At 71.0% G+C, this 20,411-nt stretch carries 22 protein-coding genes and 1 pseudogene; 11 read left to right on the top strand and 12 right to left on the bottom strand.

The features are described 5' to 3' along the window. Positions 1-46 precede the first annotated feature (46 nt). A complete protein-coding gene (locus tag DMP23_RS14405) occupies positions 47-2,449 on the top strand; it encodes a glycoside hydrolase family 2 protein (RefSeq protein ID WP_337821309.1) in 2,403 nt (800 codons plus the stop codon). Positions 2,450-2,451: 2 nt separating this feature from the next. Here the strand turns inward: DMP23_RS14405 and DMP23_RS14400 are convergent, their stop codons facing one another. Both DMP23_RS14400 and DMP23_RS14395 read right to left on the bottom strand, forming a co-directional pair. Then, positions 2,452-3,642 carry a cytochrome P450 gene (locus DMP23_RS14400; protein ID WP_336157751.1) on the bottom strand — a complete coding sequence of 397 codons (1,191 nt, stop codon included), beginning with the start codon at positions 3,640-3,642 and terminating at the stop codon, positions 2,452-2,454. A 17-nt stretch (positions 3,643-3,659) separates the two neighbouring features. Further along, entirely contained in the window at positions 3,660-4,169 is a 510-nt protein-coding gene (locus DMP23_RS14395; RefSeq protein ID WP_107051004.1) for a PadR family transcriptional regulator, read from the bottom strand. Between the two features lie 125 nt (positions 4,170-4,294). Here DMP23_RS14395 and DMP23_RS14390 point away from each other — a divergent pair, with 125 nt between their 5' ends. Together DMP23_RS14390 and DMP23_RS14385 are read left to right on the top strand one after the other, a co-directional pair. Next, complete coding sequence (locus DMP23_RS14390) at positions 4,295-5,122, top strand: LLM class flavin-dependent oxidoreductase (protein WP_337821308.1); 828 nt, start codon at positions 4,295-4,297, stop codon at positions 5,120-5,122. 969 nt (positions 5,123-6,091) lie between these two features. Next, positions 6,092-6,505, top strand: coding sequence for an STAS domain-containing protein (locus DMP23_RS14385; RefSeq protein WP_240690536.1), 414 nt, complete (start codon positions 6,092-6,094; stop codon positions 6,503-6,505). Positions 6,506-6,727: 222 nt separating this feature from the next. Here the strand turns inward: DMP23_RS14385 and DMP23_RS14380 are convergent, their stop codons facing one another. After that, positions 6,728-7,261 carry a bifunctional nuclease family protein gene (locus DMP23_RS14380; RefSeq protein ID WP_037811381.1) on the bottom strand — a complete coding sequence of 178 codons (534 nt, stop codon included), beginning with the start codon at positions 7,259-7,261 and terminating at the stop codon, positions 6,728-6,730. Positions 7,262-7,468: 207 nt separating this feature from the next. Between DMP23_RS14380 and DMP23_RS14375 the strand changes: the two genes are divergently transcribed. The 3 genes from DMP23_RS14375 (at position 7,469) to DMP23_RS14365 (ending at position 9,217) form a co-directional block, all read left to right on the top strand. Further along, the gene (locus DMP23_RS14375; protein WP_037811379.1) at positions 7,469-7,921 is read left to right on the top strand and encodes an ATP-binding protein; all 453 of its coding nucleotides are present in this window, start codon (positions 7,469-7,471) and stop codon (positions 7,919-7,921) included. After that, positions 7,918-8,703: a SigB/SigF/SigG family RNA polymerase sigma factor gene (locus DMP23_RS14370; RefSeq protein WP_037811378.1), complete on the top strand. Its 786-nt coding sequence runs from the start codon at positions 7,918-7,920 to the stop codon at positions 8,701-8,703. The genes DMP23_RS14375 and DMP23_RS14370 overlap by 4 nt, the downstream gene beginning before the upstream one ends. Before the next feature lie 100 nt (positions 8,704-8,803). After that, positions 8,804-9,217, top strand: coding sequence for a VOC family protein (locus tag DMP23_RS14365; RefSeq protein WP_037811377.1), 414 nt, complete (start codon positions 8,804-8,806; stop codon positions 9,215-9,217). 9 nt (positions 9,218-9,226) lie between these two features. Here DMP23_RS14365 and DMP23_RS14360 read toward each other — a convergent pair whose 3' ends face one another. Further along, positions 9,227-9,727, bottom strand: coding sequence for a L,D-transpeptidase (locus DMP23_RS14360; protein ID WP_337821307.1), 501 nt, complete (start codon positions 9,725-9,727; stop codon positions 9,227-9,229). A gap of 179 nt (positions 9,728-9,906) precedes the next feature. Here DMP23_RS14360 and DMP23_RS14355 point away from each other — a divergent pair, with 179 nt between their 5' ends. Beyond that, positions 9,907-10,083 carry a hypothetical protein gene (locus tag DMP23_RS14355; RefSeq protein WP_337821306.1) on the top strand — a complete coding sequence of 59 codons (177 nt, stop codon included), beginning with the start codon at positions 9,907-9,909 and terminating at the stop codon, positions 10,081-10,083. Between the two features lie 25 nt (positions 10,084-10,108). On the opposite strand, the gene DMP23_RS14350 is transcribed toward DMP23_RS14355, so the two are convergent. Then, the gene (locus DMP23_RS14350) at positions 10,109-11,659 is read right to left on the bottom strand and encodes a S53 family peptidase (RefSeq protein WP_167753922.1); all 1,551 of its coding nucleotides are present in this window, start codon (positions 11,657-11,659) and stop codon (positions 10,109-10,111) included. Positions 11,660-11,797: 138 nt separating this feature from the next. Between DMP23_RS14350 and DMP23_RS14345 the strand changes: the two genes are divergently transcribed. After that, entirely contained in the window at positions 11,798-12,988 is a 1,191-nt protein-coding gene (locus tag DMP23_RS14345) for an SGNH/GDSL hydrolase family protein (RefSeq protein ID WP_337821305.1), read from the top strand. On the opposite strand, the gene DMP23_RS14340 is transcribed toward DMP23_RS14345, so the two are convergent. The 4 genes from DMP23_RS14340 to DMP23_RS14325 form a co-directional block, all read right to left on the bottom strand. Continuing rightward, a complete protein-coding gene (locus DMP23_RS14340) occupies positions 12,975-14,273 on the bottom strand; it encodes an MFS transporter (protein WP_134661772.1) in 1,299 nt (432 codons plus the stop codon). The genes DMP23_RS14345 and DMP23_RS14340 overlap by 14 nt on opposite strands. A gap of 79 nt (positions 14,274-14,352) precedes the next feature. Next, positions 14,353-14,676: an AraC family ligand binding domain-containing protein gene (locus DMP23_RS14335; RefSeq protein WP_037811371.1), complete on the bottom strand. Its 324-nt coding sequence runs from the start codon at positions 14,674-14,676 to the stop codon at positions 14,353-14,355. A 151-nt stretch (positions 14,677-14,827) separates the two neighbouring features. Beyond that, positions 14,828-15,697, bottom strand: a complete 870-nt coding sequence (locus tag DMP23_RS14330) for an LLM class flavin-dependent oxidoreductase (protein ID WP_337821304.1) — start codon at positions 15,695-15,697, stop codon at positions 14,828-14,830. A gap of 14 nt (positions 15,698-15,711) precedes the next feature. Next, entirely contained in the window at positions 15,712-16,614 is a 903-nt protein-coding gene (locus tag DMP23_RS14325) for an alpha/beta hydrolase family protein (RefSeq protein ID WP_337821303.1), read from the bottom strand. A gap of 129 nt (positions 16,615-16,743) precedes the next feature. Here DMP23_RS14325 and DMP23_RS14320 point away from each other — a divergent pair, with 129 nt between their 5' ends. Further along, positions 16,744-17,337 (top strand): TetR/AcrR family transcriptional regulator, encoded by a 594-nt coding sequence (locus DMP23_RS14320; protein WP_443111342.1) that lies wholly within the window; start codon positions 16,744-16,746, stop codon positions 17,335-17,337. A gap of 3 nt (positions 17,338-17,340) precedes the next feature. On the opposite strand, the gene ligD is transcribed toward DMP23_RS14320, so the two are convergent. After that, positions 17,341-18,330, bottom strand: coding sequence for a non-homologous end-joining DNA ligase (ligD, locus tag DMP23_RS14315; protein WP_337821301.1), 990 nt, complete (start codon positions 18,328-18,330; stop codon positions 17,341-17,343). An 89-nt stretch (positions 18,331-18,419) separates the two neighbouring features. Between ligD and DMP23_RS14310 the strand changes: the two genes are divergently transcribed. Next, positions 18,420-18,761, top strand: coding sequence for an MmcQ/YjbR family DNA-binding protein (locus tag DMP23_RS14310; protein ID WP_037811366.1), 342 nt, complete (start codon positions 18,420-18,422; stop codon positions 18,759-18,761). A gap of 73 nt (positions 18,762-18,834) precedes the next feature. Next, entirely contained in the window at positions 18,835-19,077 is a 243-nt protein-coding gene (locus tag DMP23_RS14305) for a hypothetical protein (RefSeq protein WP_337821300.1), read from the top strand. A 120-nt stretch (positions 19,078-19,197) separates the two neighbouring features. On the opposite strand, the gene DMP23_RS14300 is transcribed toward DMP23_RS14305, so the two are convergent. Together DMP23_RS14300 and DMP23_RS14295 are read right to left on the bottom strand one after the other, a co-directional pair. Beyond that, positions 19,198-19,782, bottom strand: a complete 585-nt coding sequence (locus tag DMP23_RS14300; RefSeq protein ID WP_238605776.1) for a YbaB/EbfC family nucleoid-associated protein — start codon at positions 19,780-19,782, stop codon at positions 19,198-19,200. Between the two features lie 325 nt (positions 19,783-20,107). Next, positions 20,108-20,407 (bottom strand): annotated as a pseudogene (locus DMP23_RS14295) (type VII secretion target); the annotation flags it as partial. Between the last annotated feature and the right edge of the window lie 4 nt (positions 20,408-20,411).

Genomic DNA, 20,411 nt, shown 5'->3' with positions numbered 1-20,411 from the left:
CCGGCGGATCTTCCGCGCCCCGTCCCGGAATCGCCCGTCGGCGGGGATGACGGACGAACCTTCCGGGCGGGCCCCCTGGCTCGCCGCGCACCCCCGGCGAGGTTTCCTGCTCGGGGCCGGCGCGGTGCTCGCCGGATCGGGCGCGCTCGCGGCCGCGCTTTCCCGTCCCGCGCCCCCGGTGGCGCGGGACGGGTTCGGCGCGGACTGGCTTTTCGGGCCGTACACCGCGGGCAGCACCGATCCGGACTTCGACGACAGCGCGATGGCGCTGGTTTCGGTGCCGCACTGCGTGGTTCCGCTGTCCTGGCAGGACTGGGACCCGTCGGACTGGCAGCACGTCTGGGTGTACCGGCAACATTTCCTCGCGCCCGCGCAGCTGCGCTGGAACCGGGCGTTCCTCCAGTTCGACGGGGTGCTCAGCGCGGCGACCGTGTACCTCAACGGCCGCCGCGTCGCGATGCGCAGCGGCGGTTACCTGCCGCTGCGCTGCGAGGTCACCGGCCTGCTGACCGACAAGGACAACGTGCTCGCGGTGGTCGTCGACGGCCGCTGGCAGCAGAACACGCCGCCGGATCTGCCGGAATTCCCGCACCCGACGGCCATCGATTTCTATCAGCCGGCCGGGCTGTACCGCGAAGTCCGGCTGACCGGCGTGCCGCAGACGTATCTGTCCGATGTGTACGCGCAGCAGATCGCCGTGCTGACGCCGAACCGCGAGGTGCTGCTGCACTGCACGGTGGATTCGGCCAAGGCGGTCAAAGGCCCCGTTCGGCTTACCGCCACGCTCAGCCAGCACGGTGCGGAAGTCGCGTCCTCCTACACCGATCTCACCGGCCTGCCGAAGGGCGACACCCAGGTCACGGTGTCGTTGCAGGGCCTCGACGCGGTGCAGCTGTGGGACCTGGACGATCCGGCGTTGTGCGACATTCTCGTCACGCTCGCGGTCGACGGCCGGAAAGTGCACACCTACCCCGTGCGCACCGGATTGCGCGACGCTCAGTTCACTGTGGACGGTTTCCGGCTGAACGGGCGGCCGCTCAAGCTGTTCGGGCTCAACCGGCACCAGTGGTACCCGTTCGTCGGCGGCGCGATGCCGGACCGGGTGCAGCGCCGGGACGCTCAGCTGCTGAAAGAAGAGCTGAACTGCACGATGGTGCGCTGCTCGCACTATCCGCAGGCGACCGCGTTCCTCGACGCCTGCGACGAACTCGGCGTCCTGGTGTGGGAGGAACTGCCGGGCTGGGACCACGTCGGCGACACCGCGTGGCAGGAGCTGGCGGTGCGCGACGTGCACGACATGATCGTGCGCGACCGCAACCATCCGTCGATCATCGTGTGGGGCACCCGGGTGAACGAGACGCTCGGCCAATACGCGCTGTACGGGAGAACCGACCAGCTCGCCGCGGAACTCGACCCGATGCGGCCGTGCACCGGCGCGGTCGCGGGCGAGCGCGGTTACGTTTCGCCGCTGTGCCCGGTGAAAGCGGCCGGCGGGGTGTTCTCGTTCAACGACTACAGCCGCCCGCGTCCGCCGGGTTCGCCGCCTCCGCTGCGCCCGCCGCGGCGCGGGGTTCCGTACCTGGTCAGCGAAGCGATCGGCACGCTCGTCGGCTCCGCGTACTTCCGGCGGACGGATCCCCCGGCGGTGCAACGGGAACAGAGCATGCTGCATGCCTGGGTGCACGACCACGCCGCGTCCGATCCGCACTACAGCGGCCTGCTGGGCTGGTGCGGTTTCGACTATCCCTCCGGCTGGTACCACCACTATCGCGGCGTGAAATACCCCGGCGTGATGGACTTCTTCCGGATCCCCAAACTGGGCGCGGCGTTCTACCGGGCGCAACGCGATCCGTCCCGCGGCGCGGTGATCGAACCGGCCTTCTACTGGGATTTCGGCCCGGGCTCCCCGCCGGGCGGCCCGGGTCGCGACGCGATCATCTGGTCGAATTGCGAGGTGCTGGTGGTGACCGTCGCGGGCAAGCGCCCGGTCACCGTGCACCCTGATCGCGCACGGTTTCCGCACCTGGCGTATCCACCGTTCTCGGTGGACCTGCGGGTGAACGGCCGAACGCGCCCGGAGCTGACCGTCGAAGGCCGGATCGGCGGGCAAACCGTGCTGCGCAGGCGATTCAGCGCGGATCCGGCGTACGACACAATCGCGGTGACCGCCGACGACGACCAGCTCGTCGCCGACGGCGCGGACACCACCCGGGTGGCGCTGCGCTTGCTCGACCGGTACGGCGCTCCTCGTCCGCATGCGCGCGGGGTGCTGGCGGTCTCGGCGACGGGACCCGGCGTGCTGATCGGCGACCCCTACCTGGACTTCGGCGCGCTCGGCGGTGCGGCCGCGGTGTGGGTCCGTTCGATGCGCGGCACCCCCGGCACGATCACCGTGAGTGCCACGCATCCGTTCGTCAACACCGGAAGCGCCACGATCGAGTCAGTCTGACGTCACCACACAACCGGGACCTGCGAAACCCCGCCGGTGAGGCGGTTCGAGCGCACTTCCAGCTCGTCGGCGGGCACGGCGAGGCGGAGGTTCGGGAAGCGGCGGAACAACGTCGTGAACACCACGCGCAGTTCCGTGCGGGCGAGGCTGGCTCCGATGCAGAAGTAGCCGCCGTAGCCGAAAGCGATGTGGGAGTTGGGTTTGCGGTCCGCGTCGAACTCGTGCGCGTCGGCGAACACCGCCGGGTCGCGGTTGGCCGACGCGGTCGAGATCATCACCGCATCGCCGCGCGGGATCCGGACGCCGCCGATCTCGACGTCCTCGTGCGCGTACCGGAGCAGCCCGAGCCCGCCCGGCGCGGACATCCGCAGGATCTCCTCGACGGTGGCGTGCACGCGCGCATCGGGGTCGGCGGCCAGCGCGTCGCGGCGGGCGAGGTCGGTGAGCAGGAACAGCACGCCGAGGTCGATCCGGTTCGACGTGGTCTCGTGGCCGGCGAACAGCAATCCGGCGGCGAGCCTGCCGAGGTCGTCGTCGGTGAACGTCGGGTCGTCGGCCTGCGCGGCGACCAGGTCCGAGACGACGTCCTGGCCCGGGTTCGCTCGTTTCGCGTCGGCGAGGCCGGACATGTAGGCGGTGAACTCGGTCATCGCCACCTCGGCGTCGCCGCCGCTGTCGAGCACGCCGATGCGGTCGGAGAGGTCGCGGAACTTCTCGCGGTCTTCGTACGGGACGCCGAGGAGTTCGCAGATCACCAGCACCGGCAAGGGGAACGACAGGTGCTCGTGCAGATTCGCCGGCGAGCCCGCGGCTTCCATCCCGTCGAGGCAGCGATCGGTCAGTTCCTGGATCCGGCTGCCGAGGCGGCGCATCCGGTTCGCCGAGAACGCCGGGACCAGCAGGCGGCGCAGCCGGGCGTGCTCCCGCTCCTCGGTCTCGAAATCGCCCTGCGGCCCGTTGAGCACCGCGGCGTCGGAGACCGTCGAGGCGTCCTCGGGATGCGGGTGGGAACGGCCGAACCGGTTGTCCGCGAACACTTCCCGGGCCTGTTCGTACGCCGTGACGAGCCAGGCCGGGTCGCCCGCCGGGGTCGTCACCGGGACGATCGGGCCTTCGCGGCGCAGGACTTCGTACAGCGGCGCGATGTCCAGGACGTTCGGCCTCGCGAACGGCAGCTGGGTGGGGGTAGACATGCGGGGTCCTCCTCGGGTCAGCCCGCCCGCGTGCGCAACGACGCGAGCCAGTCCTGTTCGTTCTCGGCGCGGCGCTGCACCTCGGCCAGCACGAGCCGGCTCCACGGATCGGCCTGCCCCGCGCCGAGCTTGGCGAGCCGGTCCCGCTGCGCCGCGACGGCGGCCTGGCGGGCGTCCAGCACGCGCAGCCGTTCCTCCGGGGTGAGCCTGCCGAATCCCGCCAGCCGCGCCAGGAACTCGGCCGGATCGCCCGCCAGCTCCGGCGGCAGGTCGGCGAGCAGATCGTGCAGCAGCTCCCGCCCGACGTCAGTGATCGTGTACACGTGCCGCGGCGGACGGCCCTCCTGCGGCTCGGCGGTCCGGGTCACCGCGCCTGCCTCGGCGAAGCGCCGCAGCGCCGGGTAAAGCGAGTTGTTCGACAGCGTGCGGCCGCTGGATTCCTCGATCTGCTTGCGCAGTTCATAGCCGTGCCACGGCCGCTCGGCGAGCTTCGCGAGCAGGAGCACGTCGGTCCACACATAGGTCACCGTAACCTAGGGTCTGGTGAGCGGGCAACGTCCGAACGGCGGATGCCGGAAGAAGATCTCGGGCCCGTTTTTTGTCGGTGTCTCCCGATACGGTGCTGTTCGACCGATCCGGAGGGGGATCTCCTGTGACCGACCACGTCCGCTATGGCCTCTACCTGCCGCCTTTCGGCCCGTTCGGCGATCCGGCCGCCTTGGTCGACCTGGCCGTCCGAGCCGAAGCCGCCAGCTGGGACGGCGTGTTCCTGTGGGACCACGTGGTGCCCGCGATGCCGCCGATCGCCGACACGTGGACCACCCTGGCCGCCATCGCGCAGGCGACCAGCACGGTCCTGCTGGGCCCGATGGTCACGCCGCCGAGCCGCCGCCGCCCGTGGCTCCTGGCCCGGCAAGCCGCGACGCTCGCCCGCCTGTCCCGCGGCCGGCTGATCCTGGGAACCGGAATCGGCTCCGACGAAACCGGCGACTTCAGCCGCTTCGGCGATCCGTCCGCGCCGGTCGAACTGTCGTCGCGGACGGACGAGGCGATGGAGATCATCCGCGCGATGTGGGCCGGGGAGGCTTTGCGGCACGAGGGCTCGCATTACCGGGTGTCCCTCGATGCCGCTGACCCGGAGCCGTACCCCATTCCGGTGTGGACTGCCAGCACGACCCAGCATGAACGGGTTCTCCGGCGTGCCGCGGGGAGTAACGGGATTTTCCCGCTTCCTGGGCCTCAGCCGTTGCCGCCCGCGGAGCTGGCCAGTCTGGTTGCTCGAGTACAGCCGTCGGACCGTCCCTACGAGGTTGCGGTGTCCGGCAACGCGAGCCCGGCGTGGGAGGAACCGGCCACGGTGGATCTCGCGGCGCTCGCGGAGGCGGGGATGACGTGGTGGATGGAATCGCTGATCCACTTCGATCCGCTGGACCTTTCGCTGAAGATCGTGGACGCCGGACCGCCTCGGATCGGGGGTTGACCGGGCAGAGCTTTGCTTGCGGCGGCGGGGTTCGCGCTGTGCGGGTGCCTGTCGGATCGAGGTGTGGCCGAGCCAGTTGAGCTCTCCCGCAACGGCCGCCCGACCACACCCACGGGAGCGCAGCAACCGCCTCGATGCGCGGCCGAGCCAGCCGGACTCGCCCGCAGCAACCAAGCCCACGCCGCCTGACCACACCCGCGGGAGCGCAGCAACCGCCTCGATGCGCGGCCGAGCCAGGTGGGCTCGCCCGCAGCAACCCAGCCCGCCCCGCCCGACCACACCCACCGACCGCAGCAGCCGCATCGATGCGCGGCCGAGCCAGCCGGGCTCGCGCGCAGCAGTCGAACCGGCGCCGCCGGACCGGGCGCGAGTAACCGGGCCGGAACAGAGGTGTTGCGGTAGAGCCGAGCCGGTTGAGCTTGCGCGCGGTCACCGAATCCCGCGCCACGACAGCCGGACCGAGGCATAGCCGAGCCAGTTGGGCTGGGCACGGTAACCGGATCCGTGCCGTCGGGGAATGCCCGCGCGGGCAGCAACAGATCGGGGCCATCCGAGCCAGCCGGGTGCGGAAGCGCTTTCCACCGTGCCGAGGGACAACCGCGCCCTCGGTTGAGGCACAGCCGAACCCGGCAGCGAGTGTCCTCGTGCGCGGCAACGAAATCCGATCAGCTCCTCCGCCCGATCCCCGCCCGCCAGCAAGAAACTTCCCCGCCGCCACCGAATCATCTTTCCCGCCACCTTTTCCAGCCCGCACACCAGCGATCCCCCGCAGTTGCCTGATCGTTCAACCACCGCCCGCCCGCCGGTCGTCCCCCTTCGGCGGCTTCCCTCGGCCGCTCGGGAGAGCTACGGTGGAGGGTGGTTGAGCCTCCAGCCACCGTGTGATTCGTCCCGCGCGCCGGGATGCCCGGTGCCGGCCGGTCCGGCATTCCGCCGCAGCCCTGTGCGCGGCTCAGAGAGAGTGCCGTGATGACCGCCGCGCACATTGCCCGACTGCCCGCGCTTCCCTCGGACCCGACAGGGATGCTTCGGCTGCGCGTGGGCCACCCCGCTCCCGGGACCGCCGTCGTCGAGGTGTCCGGGGAGGTCGACCTGGCCACTGCGCCCCGGCTGGCCGAGGTCGTCGAGGCGCGGCTGCGGAGCACCGTCAGCCTGGTGATCGTCGACCTGCGCCGGACGACCTTCCTCGGCGTCGCGGGGCTGCGCGTCCTGATCCGGTTGAAACTGCTGGCCGCGGGAGCGGACAAGGACTTCTACGTCGACCCGGGCACCGCCCCGACGGTCCGGCGGCTGTTCTCGCTCTTCCCCCTGGACTGCGTGCGGTCCGGCGCCGCCGAGGGGCTCACCGAGATCCCGCTGCCCCGGCCCGCCGGGACGGCGTGACCGTCCACTGAGGACACAGTGAGCCACGGGCCGAGGCACACGCGCCCGGACCGCACAAAAACTCCGGGCTCACGTCGCCCAGCAGATCCCGGAACCGGCGGACAACGAACCACGGACGTCCGCGGAAAGACTCCGCGCTCACGTCATCCAGCAGGTCCCGCAAGCGGCGGACAGCGGACCGAAGCTCACGCGTCCGCGTCGCGGCGAACCACGGACCGAAACTCACGCGTCCGGGTCGCGGAAGTCCTCCGGGCTCACGTCGTCCAGCAAGTCCCGGAAGCGGCGGATCTCGTCCTCGGTCGCCTCGGCCGGTTCCTCCAGGTCGGCGGCCGCGTCGAGAGCGGTTTCGTCGCCCGCCGCCACCGTCACGTCGACCGCTGCCTCGTCGAGCACCGCTTCCGCGACTTCCAGCGGGGCATGCGTGCGCAGGCCGATCGCGATCGCGTCGCTCGGGCGGGCCGAGACGCGCGCGCCGCCGGACAGGACGAGGTCCGCGTGGAAGATGCTGTCCAGCAACTGGGTGATCTCGACCCGTTCCACGCTCTGGCCCAGCGCCGCCAGCACCTCGATGATCAGCTCGACCGTCCCCGGCCGCGCGGACACGACGTGTTCCTGCGCGGCGGCCAGTTCCTGCGCTTCCGGCGCGCCGATGGTGATGGCGAGCCAGCGGCGCGAGCCGGATTCCTCGCGCAGCAGCACGACCGGCGCCGACTCCTGCGCCACCACGGCCAGTCCCTGCACGCGCACCTGCACCATGGGGGTCACCCCGCTTCCGAAAAGGTCCTCCCTGCTGACTACCCAACGTCCGGCGTTTTGTCACGCGAAATCGCCGCGCGCATCACGCCGGATTCACCCGGGCAGCCGGCGCGGACCGGCACGGGCCCGCCGTAAACGTGCCGCGGCGCACAAACCGGAATCCCTGGCGCACGTGTCGATCGGGCCTCGTCTGGGTATGCGGGAGCCATGAACGACGAGGGACCCGGCAGCCGCGCCAGCGGCGGCATGCCAGCCGTGGACCGTTTGCTCGACGAGGTGATCGAGCTGCGGCTTCCGGCGGAGACTTACCAGATCCCGCTTGTCCGCATGCTCGCGCAGGCGGTCGCCGCGCGGGCCGATTATGGGCTCGACGCCATCGCCGACGCCAAGATGGCGGTCGACGAGGCGTGCGCCCAGGTTGTTTCGACAGCCGCCCCCGGGGCGGCGATGACCTGCCAGTTCACTGTCTCGCCCGAAGGGATCCGGTTCACCGTCAAGACGCGCACCCAGCAGCCGGAGCCGCCGAGCGAGCGAAGTTTCGGCTGGCACGTGCTGACCACGCTGGCCGCGAACGTGTCCGCGCGCTGCGTGCCGGACGCCGCCGACGACGGGTACGCGCTGACCCTCGACCTCGACCTGCACCGGGAGGCGAGCGGGTGAACCAGCAGCCCGTCACCCGCCACCGTGACGAATACGCGCACACCGCGCCGCTGTTCGAGGAGCTCGCCGCTCTGCCCGCCGACGACGGGCAGCGGCCGCGGCTGCGCGAACAGCTCGTCACCGAATTCCTGCCGGTCGCCGAGCACATCGCGACCCGGTTCACCGGACGCGGCGAACCCCGCGAGGACCTCGTCCAGGTCGCCCGGATCGGCCTGATCAACGCGATCGACCGGTTCACCCCGGACCGCGGCCCGGACTTCCTGTCCTTCGCCGTGCCCACGATCATGGGCGAGATCCGCCGGTACTTCCGCGACACCGGCTGGTCGGTCCGCGTGCCGCGGCGGCTCAAGGAACTGCACCTCGCGCTCAGCCGGGGTTCGGCGACCCTGTCGCAGACGCTCGGCCGCGCGCCGACGCCCACCGAACTGGCCGAGCACCTCGGCCTCGAGCTCTCCGAGGTCCACGAAGGGCTGGTCGCGGGCCACGCGTACCAGACCTTGTCGGTGGACAAGCCGGTGCACGACGACGCCGAACCGCTGCTGCTCGCCGACACGCTCGGCAGCGACGACCCGGAGATCGAGCACATCGAGAACCACGAGGCCCTCCAGCCGCTGCTGCGCGAACTGCCGAAGCGGGAGCGCGCGATCCTGGTGATGCGGTTCTTCGGCGGTCTCACCCAGACCCAGATCGCCGAGCAGGTCGGCATCTCCCAGATGCACGTGTCCCGGCTGCTGTCGCAGACTCTCGAACAACTGCGCGACAAGCTCACCGGCGACCCCTGAGCACGCCCGCGACGGGGGTCGCCCGACCGGGCTGGATCCCGTTGTCGCGCCCCTTCGGAGCTGCGACGATACGAGTCCGTCCAGCACTGAGGAGGGCCCGATGGCCTCGAGACTCAACCCGTACATCAGCTTCGCGGGCAACGCACGGGAGGCGATGGAGTACTACCACGACCTGTTCGGCGGCGACCTGGCGCTGAACACCTTCGGAGAGTCCGGCGCACCCGCGGACTCCGGCTACGCGAACAACATCATGCACGCGATGCTGGAGGGCGAGAACGGCTTCACGCTCATGGGCTCCGACGTGCCGCCCGGCATGGAGCACAACCCGGGCACGAACATCTCGATCAGCCTCAGCGGCGACGACGGCGACCTGCTGCGCCGCTGCTGGGAAAAGCTGTCCGACGGCGGAACGGTGGCGGTTCCGCTGGAAAAGCAGATGTGGGGCGACGAATTCGGCGCCTGCACCGACCGGTTCGGCATCTCCTGGATGGTCAACATCGGCCAGGCGGGCTGAGCCGGCCGGTCACCTGTCCACCTCGACCTCGGCCCCCACCGGCAGCCGGTCGAAGAACAGCGCCGCGTCCTCGTCGGCGAGGTGGATGCAGCCGTGCGACGGACGGTCGAGCGGCCCGGCGTGGAACGCGATGCCGCCCGGGGCGAAGAACACCGAGTTCGGCATCTCGTCGCCGTACTCGTCGCTGCGGTGGACGCGGTCCTTCCACGCCACCCGGAACGTCCCGGCCGGAGTCGGCTGGCCAGGCCCGCCCGGCTCCATCGGGACCGACCGCACCGCCCTGCCGTTCTCCATCAGCCACGCGCGCCGCAGCGAGAGGCTCGCGCACGCCCCGGTGACCACTGAGCACGAGGGGCTCGGCGGGGTGTGCCGCACCGGCGGCGTCGGCAGCTCCGGCGACGGCGCGAGCGGCAGCCCGGCCGCCTGGGCCTCCGGTTCCGCCGGCGCTCCGCACCCGGCCGCGACCACAGCCGCCCCGGCCAGCACGATCGCGACGATCTTCCCGCGCATCCGTCCGCTCCCGCCTTTCGCTCCCCTCTCCTCTACGGGCGAGCGGAGCGAAAGGTTGCGAACGACGACGAACTCGCGGTGAACGGATTTCGCGTCCGTCGCCACGGGCTGCCGGGGCCAGGGCGGATCGGCCTGCCCGATCCGCGGTGAGCAGCCACGGGCTTCGTAGTATCGACGGCATGGCTGACGATGATGCGAGCGATCCCGCCGCTCGTCGCGGATGCGCTCACACAAGCACGCTCAACGCGCTTCGCGAAGACCAGGTCGACCTCCGAGAAGAGATGCGACAGGGCTTCGCCTCGGTGAACGCCTCGCTCGGCCGGATCATCGAACTCCTCGACCGCGACAGCCAGTAGCGGCCGACTGGCCCCGACTGTCCATTCAGGACGCTTTACCTCCCAGAACCTTCTGCAGCGCCGCCCCGTCCGGCACCCCGAGCCCGGTGCACGCGTCCCAGCCGGCGGCGGCCGAGTACGCGCCGTTGCTGCCCTCGGTGATGTCGCGGAATCCCGGCTGCACCTTGCCCGCGCCGACTCCGGCGTACAGCTTGCTGTGCACTAGTCCGAAGCCGCTCCCGGCCGACTGCGCCAGCCTCGCCAGCAGCGCTGACCACAGCGGCGAAACCGCGCTCGTGCCGCCGACGACGATCTGCTGTCCGTCGACCAGGACCTGGTACCCCGTCGCCGGATCCGCGTTGCCCGCCACGTCCGGGACGCCGCGACCCGGTTTTCCGTCGCCTGCCCGAGCGGGCACGCCCGCGGCTTGCTGGTAGTCCGGCACCGGGAACGCGTCGCTCACGCCGCCGCCGGTCGACCCGCCGCCGGAGGTGTTCCAGACCGTCTCCGAGTTCACTGTGGACGGTGGGGTCCCGTCGAGTTTGGTGCCGCCGCAGGCGAGCGCGTGCGGGCTCGACGCGGGGAAATCGACGTGCTGTGCCCCGTCGGTCTGCCCGTCGGCGCTGCCGTTGTCGCCGGACGCGCAGCACACCGTCACGCCGAGCGCCGCGGCGTCGGCGAACGCCTGGTCCATCGCGGTGCGGGCCTGCGGCGTCCACTGGTCCTCGGACTGTCCCCAGCTGATGCTGACCGCGACCGGCGTCGGCGTCGCGTGCACCGCGGTGCTCACCGCGTCCAGGAAGCCCTGGTCGGTGTTCGGCGCGAAGTACACGACCTGCGCGGCTCCCGGGGCGAGCGCGCCGATCACCTCGATGTCGAGCAGCACTTCCCCGTCGGCCGAATTCGGGTCGCCGGTCGGCGCGTTCTTGCCGCCGTCGACCCCGGCCGCGGTCACCTTCGGTTCGGTGATCTTCAAGCCGGCGAAGTACTTCTGGAGATCCTCCGGCTTGTAGCCCCCGCCGAGTTCGATCACGGCGACGGTCTGCCCGGTGCCGTCGGCGTCGGCCGGGAACCCGTACAGCTGGCCGACTTGGTCCGGGGTGTAGCCCTGTCCGGCGGCTTCCTTGTGCAGCCGGAACATCGCCCGCGCCTGCGGCCGTTCGTCGAGGCCGAGCACGGCGACCACGACGTCCCCGAGCGAGGCGGGCACTTCCAGTTCCCCGGTGCGCGCGGCGAATTCGCCGGCCTCGCCGTGGCGGACCCGGTTCAGTTCGGTCTTGAACGCGGCCGTCATCGCGCGCGCCGGGCCCCGGACCGAGACGCGGCGCGATCCGGCGTGCGTGTCGGTGACGGTGAGCCCGGCGTCGGTGAGGACGGTGCGCACCAGATCGAGATCGTCGGCGCTGGCCCCGTAGCGGTCGGCGAAGTCCTCCGGGGCGAGCGGCTCGCTCAGCGCGGCCACATCCAGTTCGGCGCGGCGCCGCAGGACGACGGTCGCGGTGACGGTGGCGTCCGCGTCGAGCGGGCCGAGCACCTCGGCCTCGGCCAGTGCGGGACGCAGACTTCCGGACAACGATACCCATTGTGATTCTGTCATCACTCTATGGTGAACCCCTTTCGGCTGGTCCACCACCGTCGTATCCCCCGTCCGGAGGCAAAACCTGTCCGGTTTTCTGTCGACCCGATGACCGGGACCGCGGATGCCGCGGCGCGCGGGCGCGCGCACAGTGTCTCCATGAAACGGATCCTGATTCTGGGCACGGCCGCCGTGCTCACGCTGGGCGCGGTCACCGCGTCGAGCAGCGCCGAGGGCGACCTGGCCGCGCACGGCTGGGTCGGCACGTGGGCGGCGTCGCCCGCGGCCGCGGTGGCGAACACGCCGCAGGGGTATCCGAACTACTCGATCCGCAACGTCGTGCACACCAGCGCCGGCGGGAATCAGGCCAGGGTAAGGCTTTCCAACGCCTTCGGCACCGCACCGCTCACCTTCGGCCACGTGACGCTCGCCGTCGCCGCCGACGGTCCGCGCGCGGCCGGCGGCACGATGCGCACGCTGACGTTCGGCGAACAGTCCACTGTGGTCGTTCCGCCCAGGGCCGAGGTGCTGAGCGACCCGGCGTGGCTGCGCGTTCCGGCCGACGCCGACCTCCTCGTGACCACGTACGTGCCGACGCCGTCCGGTCCGGTCACCTACCACCCGCTCGCCCAGCAGACGTCGTTCTTCACCCGCGCCGGCGATTTCGCGGCCGAGGAATCCGGCGCGTCCTTCACCGAGCAAACCGCGGTGTGGCACTACGTCAGCGAGGTCGACGTCCGCGGGCCCGCGCGCGGCACCGTCGTGACGCTCGGCGATTCGATCACCGACGGCGCGCACTCCACGCCCGGCGCGAACCGCCGCTGGCCGGACGTGCTGAGCGACCGGCTGCACGGGCGGCTCGGCGTCCTCAACGCCGGGATCAGCGGCAACCGGCTGCTCCTCGACGGCGGCACCTCGGGGCGCAACGCTCTCTCCCGGCTGGCCGGCGACGTGCTGACCAGCGGCGACGTCCGCACGCTGATCGTGCTCGAAGGCATCAACGACATCCAGCAGAACCCGCACCAGACCGATCCGGCGATGATCGTCTCCGCGCTGCGGCAGGTCGTCGCGCAGGCCAAGGCGCAGGGCATCCGGGTCATCGGCGGCACGCTGACGCCGTTCAAGGGCTGGAAGATCTACGACCCGACGCTGGAGAAGACCCGGCAGGCGGTGAACGCGTTCATCCGGACCAGCGGGATCTACGACGGCGTCGTCGATTTCGACGCTGCCGTGCGCGATCCCGCCGATCCGCTCGCGATGCTCCCCGCCTACGACTCCGGCGACCACCTGCACCCGAACGACGCCGGGTACCAGCGGATGGCCGACGCGGTGCCGCTCACTCTGCTGTGACCGGCACCAGCGGTTTGCGCGGGAACGCCAGCACGGCAAGGAGACTGAGCACGCCGACGCCCACCATGTAGAGCGACACGGACAACGACGTCCCGGTCGAACTCTGCAGCGCGGCCGCGATCAGCGGGGCGAACCCGCCGCCCAGCACCGCGCCCACGGCGTAGGCGAACGACGATCCGCTGTAGCGGAACCGCGATTCGAACAGCTCCGAGAACAGCGCCGACTGCGGTCCGTAGGTCGCGCCGAGGCCGACGTTCAGCACCACCACCGCGACGATCAGCAGCCACGGCTGCGCGGTGTCCACGAGCAGGAAGAACGGGATCGACCACACGACCAGCAGCACGGAACCGGCGAGATAGACGGGTTTCCGCCCGACCGAGTCCGACCAGATCGCCGCCGCGACGATGCTCACCAGCCACACGACGCTGCCGACGATCACCACGACCAGCATCGTCGTGCTGGACAGTTTCAGCACCGAAGTGCCGTACGACAGCAGGTAAGCGAAGAAGATGTAGCCCAGCGCGGTGTTCGCGATGAAGCTGACCGCCGCCGCGAGCACCTGCTTCGGCCGCGCGCGCAGCACCTCCACGATCGGCAGCCGGCTCCGCTCGCCGCTGCTGCGCAGCTTCGCGAACACCGGGCTTTCCTCCACGCGCAGCCGGATCACCAGGCCGACCGCCACCAGCACGAGGCTGACCAGGAACGGGATCCGCCAGCCCCACGACCGGAAGTCGTCCGGGGACAGCGAGTTGTTCACCGCGAAGAACACCAGCTGCGCCAGAATCAGCCCGGCCGGGACGCCGATCTGCGAGAAGGACCCGTACCGGCCGCGTTTGCCCTCCGGCGCGTGTTCGACCGCCATGAGCGCCGCGCCGCCCCATTCGCCGCCCGCCGAAACCCCTTGCAGCACCCGGAGAACCACGAGCAGCACCGGCGCGATGACGCCGGCCTGGTGGTAGGTCGGCAACACGCCGACGCCCGCGGTCGCGAGCCCCATCAGCACCAGCGAGGCGACCAGCATCGCCTTGCGCCCCACGCGATCGCCGAAGTGGCCCCAGACGATCCCGCCCAGCGGCCGCGCGACGAACCCGACCCCGAGCGTCGCGAACGCGGCGAGCGTGCCGGACGCCGGGGAAAGCGACGGGAAGAACAGCTTGTTGAAGACCAGGGCGGTCGCCGTGCTGTAGGCGAAATAGTCGTACCACTCGATGGTCGTCCCGATCGCGCTGGCGAGCGCCACCCGCCGGATCCGCCCCGCCGTGTTCACTTCCTGCTCAAGCACCACTGCCGAGCCCCCTTCTCGTTCAGGCGCGTCATCTTGGCACGGCGGATCCCCTCCGGTCGACCACCGGAAGGCGGGCGCTTCAGCCGCCCAGCAGGGTCAACGACAACCGCGAGTCCGCGACCGCTTCCACCGCGTGCGGCATCGACGGCGGAAGGTGCACCAGCCCGCCCGGCCGCAGGTCGACGGTCTGCCCGGCGGCAGTGAGCCGGAGATGCCCGTCGAGGGCCTGCAGCAGGAGCGCGCGGGGTGCGCGGTGTTCTTTGAGGACGTGGCCCTGCTCGAACGCGAGCACGATGACCCGGACGCCGTCGGCGTCGAGCACCGTGTGGTGGCCGAGCTTTCCCTCCTCGACCGGGGCGAGGGCCAGCAGATCGTCGAGCACCTTCGGTGCGGGTTCGCTCATGGGGCCATTCTCGCGGAAACTCGGTTCCTCCCGTGGACGGAACGTGGACGCCGGAGCGGGCCGACAGCGAACCCGATTCTGTTCCGGCGCCCACGGCCGCCGGGCTGAGCTGGCAGCTTCGGCTCCAGCGAGCCGCCCGCTGAGAAACCGCCTAACCCGCCTTGGCGATCAACTCGTCCGCCACCCACTGCGCGACCCCGGCCGGGTACGGCGTGGACAGCCCCAGCACGACGTGACTGAACCCGGCCTCCAGCGCCTCCCCGATCGCCGCCCGGGTGAGAGCGGGCTCGTCGTAGGACACCGGCAGGTGGATCGAGCGCGTGATTTCCGCCGGGTCGCGGCCGATTTCCGCGCAGTACTCGTTCAGCATCGCGTTGCGTTCGACGGCGTCCGCGATGTCCCCGCCGGGGATGTTCCAGACGTCGGCGTGCTCGGCGACCACCCGCAGCGTCGCGCGGGCCCGGCCGCCGATGACGAACGGCGGATGCGGGCGCTGCACCGGCTTCGGGTTGCCGAACGCACCGGTCAGCTGGACGTGCTCGCCCGCGAAATCGAACGGCTTGTCCTCGGTCCACAGCTTCCGGATCACGGTGCACGCTTCGCCGAACCGGCCCACCGCGTCGCCGGTTTCCAGGTACGGCAGGCCGTGCGCTTCGTACTCCCGGCGAGCCAGCGGATGGCTCGGCCGGGAGCCGACGCCGATGCCGAAGTCGAGCCGTCCGCCGGACACGACGTCGACGGACGCGGCGATCTTCGCCAGCATCGCCGGCGGGCGGAAGCGGTTGCTGGTCACCAAAAGCCCGAGCCGGAGCCGTTCGGTCTGCGCGGCCAGCGCCGAAAGCAGCGTCCAGCCTTCGAAAATCGGGCCGTCCAGTTCTCCGGCGATCGGCAGGAGATGGTCGAACAGCCAGGCGTGCTCAATGGCCGGGATCGCGTCCGCGTCACGCCAGACCTGCTGGAGCTCGGCGTAGCTGGTCTGCATCGGCGCGGTCATGATGCCGAACTGCGGCTTCGTGGTCATCGCGGGAAGTCCTTTCACTCGTGTGATTCGACGCGGCCGAGCGGGCTGGCTTCGACGCCGGTCCAGCTGTCGTCGCCGGGAATGAGCGCGCTGCGGAGATACGCCGTGGTCAGCCGCTGTTGCAGTGCGACGCGTTCGGGGTTTTCGTCGGTGGTTTCCTTGGCCTCGTAGCCGGAGATGCCGCCGAGCGAGTGCTCCGCGCCGAAGAGCGTCAGCAGGCTCTTCTCCCCCGGGCTGAGCCGGTACGCGTCGGTGAACCAGTCCGGGCCGCGCACGGACAGCATCGAGTCGTCCTGGTCGCCCGCGACGATGAGCGCGGGCACCTTCAGACCGGTGAAATCCGGGCTCATGAACGGGAAATGCTCGGCAGCGAACGGTGACAGGTCCGCGCCGCCGACGCCGGTGATGGCGAACAGCACCCCAGCGGACACCCGCGAATCGGACAGATCCTCGCCGAGGCTGCCGTCCGCCTCGACGATGCGCGCGCCCAGGAGCATGCTCGCCGACTGCGCGCCCCAGGAGTGCCCGGCGACGGCGATGCGACTGTGGTCGACCCGCCCCGCCAGCCCGGGCAGCGCCGCTTCGACGGTGTCGAGCTGGTCGATGACGTGCCGCAGATCCTCGACCCGCAACCGCCAGATCACCGGCGTGCGCGGGTCGTCCGCGGGCAGCGCGCGGGTCCGCGAATCGAGGTGAGTCGGTTGCACGACAACGAATCCGTGCGCGGCCCAGTAGTCGGCGAGCGGGCCGTAACCGTCCAGGGACGAGCCGAAACCGTGCGAGAACACGATCACCGGCAGGTCCTGCCCGGCAGCCGGGACGGACACGCGCACCAGCAGGTCCTCGCCGCGGCCCGGCGCGTCGAGCCGCACCGGCTTCACCGAGACGGCCGGAGCCGGGAGCTGTACTGCGGACATGGGAATACCTTCTTTCGCCGTCCGGGCACGAATGGGTGTGGTGGCCGAGGGCCCGGTCTGGCATCATGAGCAAACGGAACGTTGCTCCGGTAACTATACGGAACACTGTTCCGCTTGTCTACCGGCAGCATGCGGAGGGAGCGGCACGTGGGCGAGAACGCGGGGGCCCGGGCGAAACGGGCGGACGCCCGGCGCAACGAGAAAACCCTGCTCGACGCGGCGGCGGCGGTGTTCGTCGAGTCCGGAGTGGACGCGCCGGTGCGCGACGTCGCGACCAGGGCGGGCGTCGGCGTGGGCACGATCTACCGGCACTTCCCCACCCGCGCGGACCTGATCATCGCGGTCTACCGGCACCAGGTCGAAGCGTGCGCCGACGCGGGCCCGAAGCTGCTGGCGGACAGCGCGTCCCCGCACGCCGCGCTCGCCCAGTGGATCGACCTGTTCGTCGACTTCCTCGTCACGAAGCACGGGCTGGCCGGGATCATGCAGTCCGACCACAGCGGCTTCGAGGCACTGCACGCGTACTTCCTCGAGCGGCTGGTCCCGGTGTGCACCGAACTGCTCGACGCGGCCAGGAAGGCCGGGGAAATCCAGACCGACCTGGAGGCGGTGCACCTGATGCGCGGCGTCGGGAACCTGTGCATCGGCGCGGAAGCCGACGACAGCTACGACGCGCGCCGGCTGGCCGGGCTGTTGATCACCGGCCTGCGCGACGCCGGGTGACCGCTAGCGTGCCGGAACCTCGACCTCGTCCGGACGCCGTTCCGGCCGCAACCCCCGCCACGCCGTGTGCCGCAACCGCCCGTCCCCCGGGGTGAGGCGGCGGTACACCACCTCGCCGACCACCTCCGGGTTCAGCCAGTGTGCGCCGCGCGCCCGGTCCCGCGGCACCTGGTCAGCGAACGGGCTTGTCTTGCGCTCCAACGGAACCAGCTGCGCCTGAAGGTCTTTTAGCATCACGTCGGTGAAGCCGGTGCCGACGTCGCCCAGGTACCGCAGCTCCCCCGACTCCGGGTCGTGCGCGCCCAGCAATAGCGCGCCGATCGTGCCCTCGCGCCTGCCCTGGCCCGCGCGCCAGCCGCCGACGATCACCTCGGTCGTCTGCACCAGCGGATGCTTGAGCCAGTCCGGACTGCGCCGTCCCGGGTGGTACCGCGACGTGCGGGCCTTCACCATCAAGCCTTCGAGCATCATTTTCCGCGCGACGTCCAGCAGACCGGCCGGGGTCATGCCGTCGGCAGCGAGGTCGCGGTGCCGGTACCAGGGCGTGATCGCGACCAGCTGCCGGTCCGGCGGTTCGATCTCGGCGAGCCGCTCGCGGCGTTCCTCGTACGGCGCGTCGAGCAGGCTTTCGCCGCCGAAGCTCAGGAGATCGAAGGCGAAGTACGCGACCGCCTGCCAGGTGCGGTTCTGCAGGAGCCCGAAGTCGGGGCGGCCGTGCTCGTCGAGCGCGACGATCTCGCCGTCCAGCACCGCGGGCCGTCCCCCGAGCGCGTCGCCGAGCGCGCCGGCCAGCTGCGGGAACCTGGTGGTGAAGTCGTTGTCGTTGCGGCTGGTCAGCAGGGTGCTCCCGTCCGGGGCGACGCGCATGGTCGCCCGGTAACCGTCCCATTTGAACTCGTACGCGTACGCCGGGCCGTCGCGCAGCGTGCCGCCGTCGGGCGACGCCAGCATCGGCTCGATCGCGGGCGGCATGCCGCCGGCCACTTCGGACATTCGGGCACCTCCGCGCACCACCGTAAGCCGAACCGCCCGGATCCGCCGCCGTAAGATGGCCGGGTCCACGACGGAGGGGGCCGGGACCGGTGCCGAGCAAGGATTTCGAACGGATCATCCGCAAGCTGCGCGAGGTCGAACGCGGCAGCGGCCGCGACTACACGTCGTTCAGCGTGCGGGGCAAGCGCTTCGGCTACCACTGGCCGCGCACGGACACGGTCGGGCTCAAGCAGACCATCGCGGAACAGCAGGCGCTCGTCGCCGAACGGCCCGACGTGTTCGAGGAGCAGTTCACATCCGGCGGATTCGGCTGGGTGGTGGTGCAACTGAGCGGCATCGAGGCTGACGAACTGGCCGAACTCGTGTACGAGGCGTGGCGGCTGTCGGCTCCCGAGGACCTGGCGGCCGAGGTGCCGCTGCCGCAGCTCTGACTATCCGGCATAACCGGTAACACGGTGCCGGGGCACGGCGATCTTCCTCGTGTTCAGGCGGAGGGGGTCTGCGGTGTCGCGGCGATCGGTGCAGGTGCTGGTGGCGTTCGGCGTGCTGGCCGTGGGGGTGTTCCTGGTGTGGCAGCCGCTTTTCGCCGCCGGACCCCGTCGCGAGTGCGTCCCGGGCCAGGACTCGCCCCCTTCGTGCGGCCCGGCCTACGCCGACCCGGCGGAGTGGGGCAAGGTGCTGGTCGGCGGCGCGGTGCTGGCGCTGCTGTACCTGCGCTATCTGGCCGACCGCAAACAGGCTCTCTGATCCTGGCGTCCACATCGGACAGTCCACACAGGACAGTGCGCTGGTCTTGACGTGCGTGAGGGGAACCCTGAAGGAAATCTGATTCCCCTCACGCACCTCTGCGCACCTAAGCGCCAGGACTCACCAGGGGTTGTTGTCCTGCTCGTCCGGGTCGATGCCGCCCGGACGGCGGCCCGGCGGCGGCGTAGCGGGCCCGCCCGGTGCGGGCGGCGACGCGGGCGGACGGTTGGCTCCGCCTGCCGGGGGCGGCGAAGCGGGCGGCTCCGGCTGCTCGTCCGGGGCGTCGGCCTGGTCGGCCGGGTCCGGGTCGGGGTCCGGGAAGCGGTTGCGGAGCGAATCGAGCATGACGGCGCGCGTGTCCGGGTCCTCGTCGCCGAGGCTGCGGCCCATGACCTCGGCCACCCGGTCGGTGATGCCCGACTGCGCCTTGCGCATCGTCTCGAGCACCATCCTGGAGAGCTCCTCCGGCGGGATGGTGCGCGTGCGGGAACTGAACACCAGGTCCGACACGACCCCGTCGGCCCCGACGGTGACCTTGACGGTCCCGTCCGGGCTCGTCGCGGTCAGCCGCAGCTGCTCGGTTTCCTGCTGGGCCGCCGCGTAGCGCTCCGCTTTGCGGGCGAACCCGGCCGCCCATTCGTCCATTCGCCGGATTGCGTCGTCGGGGTCCCTGATCAGGTCGCCCAGCCCACCCGCGCTGGTCATGCTTTTCGTTCTCCTCGAATCCCGTCACCCGCGCCGCTGCGGGCGGGTCTAGTCCTCGCCGCGACGGGCGGGGCCGTCCGTTGACGGTACCCGCCCGCCGCCGCGCCGCGAGAGCGCCACCGTTTCGTTACGTCTCGTCCGGCGCGACGTCGACCCGTTCCTTCGGCTGCAGCGGCTCCGCGCTCTCGTACCGGGCCTCCGCGGGCATGGCGTCCCGGGTGAACGGCACGTTCTGCCCGGTCGGGGCCTGCACGCCGCCGACCCGGAAGCGCTCCTTGAGCTCCCCGCTGTCGGTCTTGCTGAGCATCCCCTCGGTCGCCACCTTCTTGAAGGGCTTCGACTGGCCTTCGTCGCCCTCCTGGTAGGACTTCGCGGCCGTCCGCACGTTGTCCGCGGTCGCCTGGACGCCCTCGATCGCCCCGCTGATGGCTTCCTTCGCCTTCTCGCCGGTCGGGTTGATGATCGGCGGGAGGAACGCGCACAGCAGCCCGTACGCGTCGTCGGACATCGCGTAGTCGGCCGCCTGCGCCGCGGTGTTCAGCCGGTCCACCAGGCCGTCCAGGTGGCTCGCGTGCGCCACGAGGTCGTCGGGTTCTACGCGGAACCCCTGTGCGCCTCCGCTCATCGCC

The sequence above is a fragment of the Amycolatopsis sp. A1MSW2902 genome (genome assembly GCF_017312175.1).
In the GTDB taxonomy this organism is placed as follows: Bacteria; Actinomycetota; Actinomycetes; order Mycobacteriales; family Pseudonocardiaceae; genus Amycolatopsis; species Amycolatopsis nivea.
Note: the sequence above shows the minus strand (reverse complement) of the source record. Positions and strands in the feature narration are given on the sequence as shown.

Bases quoted from the DNA above. Each gene is read 5' to 3' on its own strand.
- DMP23_RS14405 (WP_337821309.1), top strand. From the start codon at position 47: ATGACGGACGAACCTTCCGGGCGGGCCCCCTGGCTCGCCGCGCACCCC.
- DMP23_RS14400 (WP_336157751.1), bottom strand. From the start codon at position 3,642: ATGTCTACCCCCACCCAGCTGCCGTTCGCGAGGCCGAACGTCCTGGAC.
- DMP23_RS14385 (WP_240690536.1), top strand. From the start codon at position 6,092: ATGACCGCCGCGCACATTGCCCGACTGCCCGCGCTTCCCTCGGACCCG.
- DMP23_RS14380 (WP_037811381.1), bottom strand. From the start codon at position 7,261: ATGGTGCAGGTGCGCGTGCAGGGACTGGCCGTGGTGGCGCAGGAGTCG.
- DMP23_RS14375 (WP_037811379.1), top strand. From the start codon at position 7,469: ATGAACGACGAGGGACCCGGCAGCCGCGCCAGCGGCGGCATGCCAGCC.
- DMP23_RS14365 (WP_037811377.1), top strand. From the start codon at position 8,804: ATGGCCTCGAGACTCAACCCGTACATCAGCTTCGCGGGCAACGCACGG.
- DMP23_RS14360 (WP_337821307.1), bottom strand. From the start codon at position 9,727: ATGCGCGGGAAGATCGTCGCGATCGTGCTGGCCGGGGCGGCTGTGGTC.
- DMP23_RS14355 (WP_337821306.1), top strand. From the start codon at position 9,907: ATGGCTGACGATGATGCGAGCGATCCCGCCGCTCGTCGCGGATGCGCT.
- DMP23_RS14350 (WP_167753922.1), bottom strand. From the start codon at position 11,659: ATGACAGAATCACAATGGGTATCGTTGTCCGGAAGTCTGCGTCCCGCA.
- DMP23_RS14345 (WP_337821305.1), top strand. From the start codon at position 11,798: ATGAAACGGATCCTGATTCTGGGCACGGCCGCCGTGCTCACGCTGGGC.
- DMP23_RS14335 (WP_037811371.1), bottom strand. From the start codon at position 14,676: ATGAGCGAACCCGCACCGAAGGTGCTCGACGATCTGCTGGCCCTCGCC.
- DMP23_RS14330 (WP_337821304.1), bottom strand. From the start codon at position 15,697: ATGACCACGAAGCCGCAGTTCGGCATCATGACCGCGCCGATGCAGACC.
- DMP23_RS14325 (WP_337821303.1), bottom strand. From the start codon at position 16,614: ATGTCCGCAGTACAGCTCCCGGCTCCGGCCGTCTCGGTGAAGCCGGTG.
- DMP23_RS14320 (WP_443111342.1), top strand. From the start codon at position 16,744: ATGCGGAGGGAGCGGCACGTGGGCGAGAACGCGGGGGCCCGGGCGAAA.
- ligD (WP_337821301.1), bottom strand. From the start codon at position 18,330: ATGTCCGAAGTGGCCGGCGGCATGCCGCCCGCGATCGAGCCGATGCTG.
- DMP23_RS14300 (WP_238605776.1), bottom strand. From the start codon at position 19,782: ATGACCAGCGCGGGTGGGCTGGGCGACCTGATCAGGGACCCCGACGAC.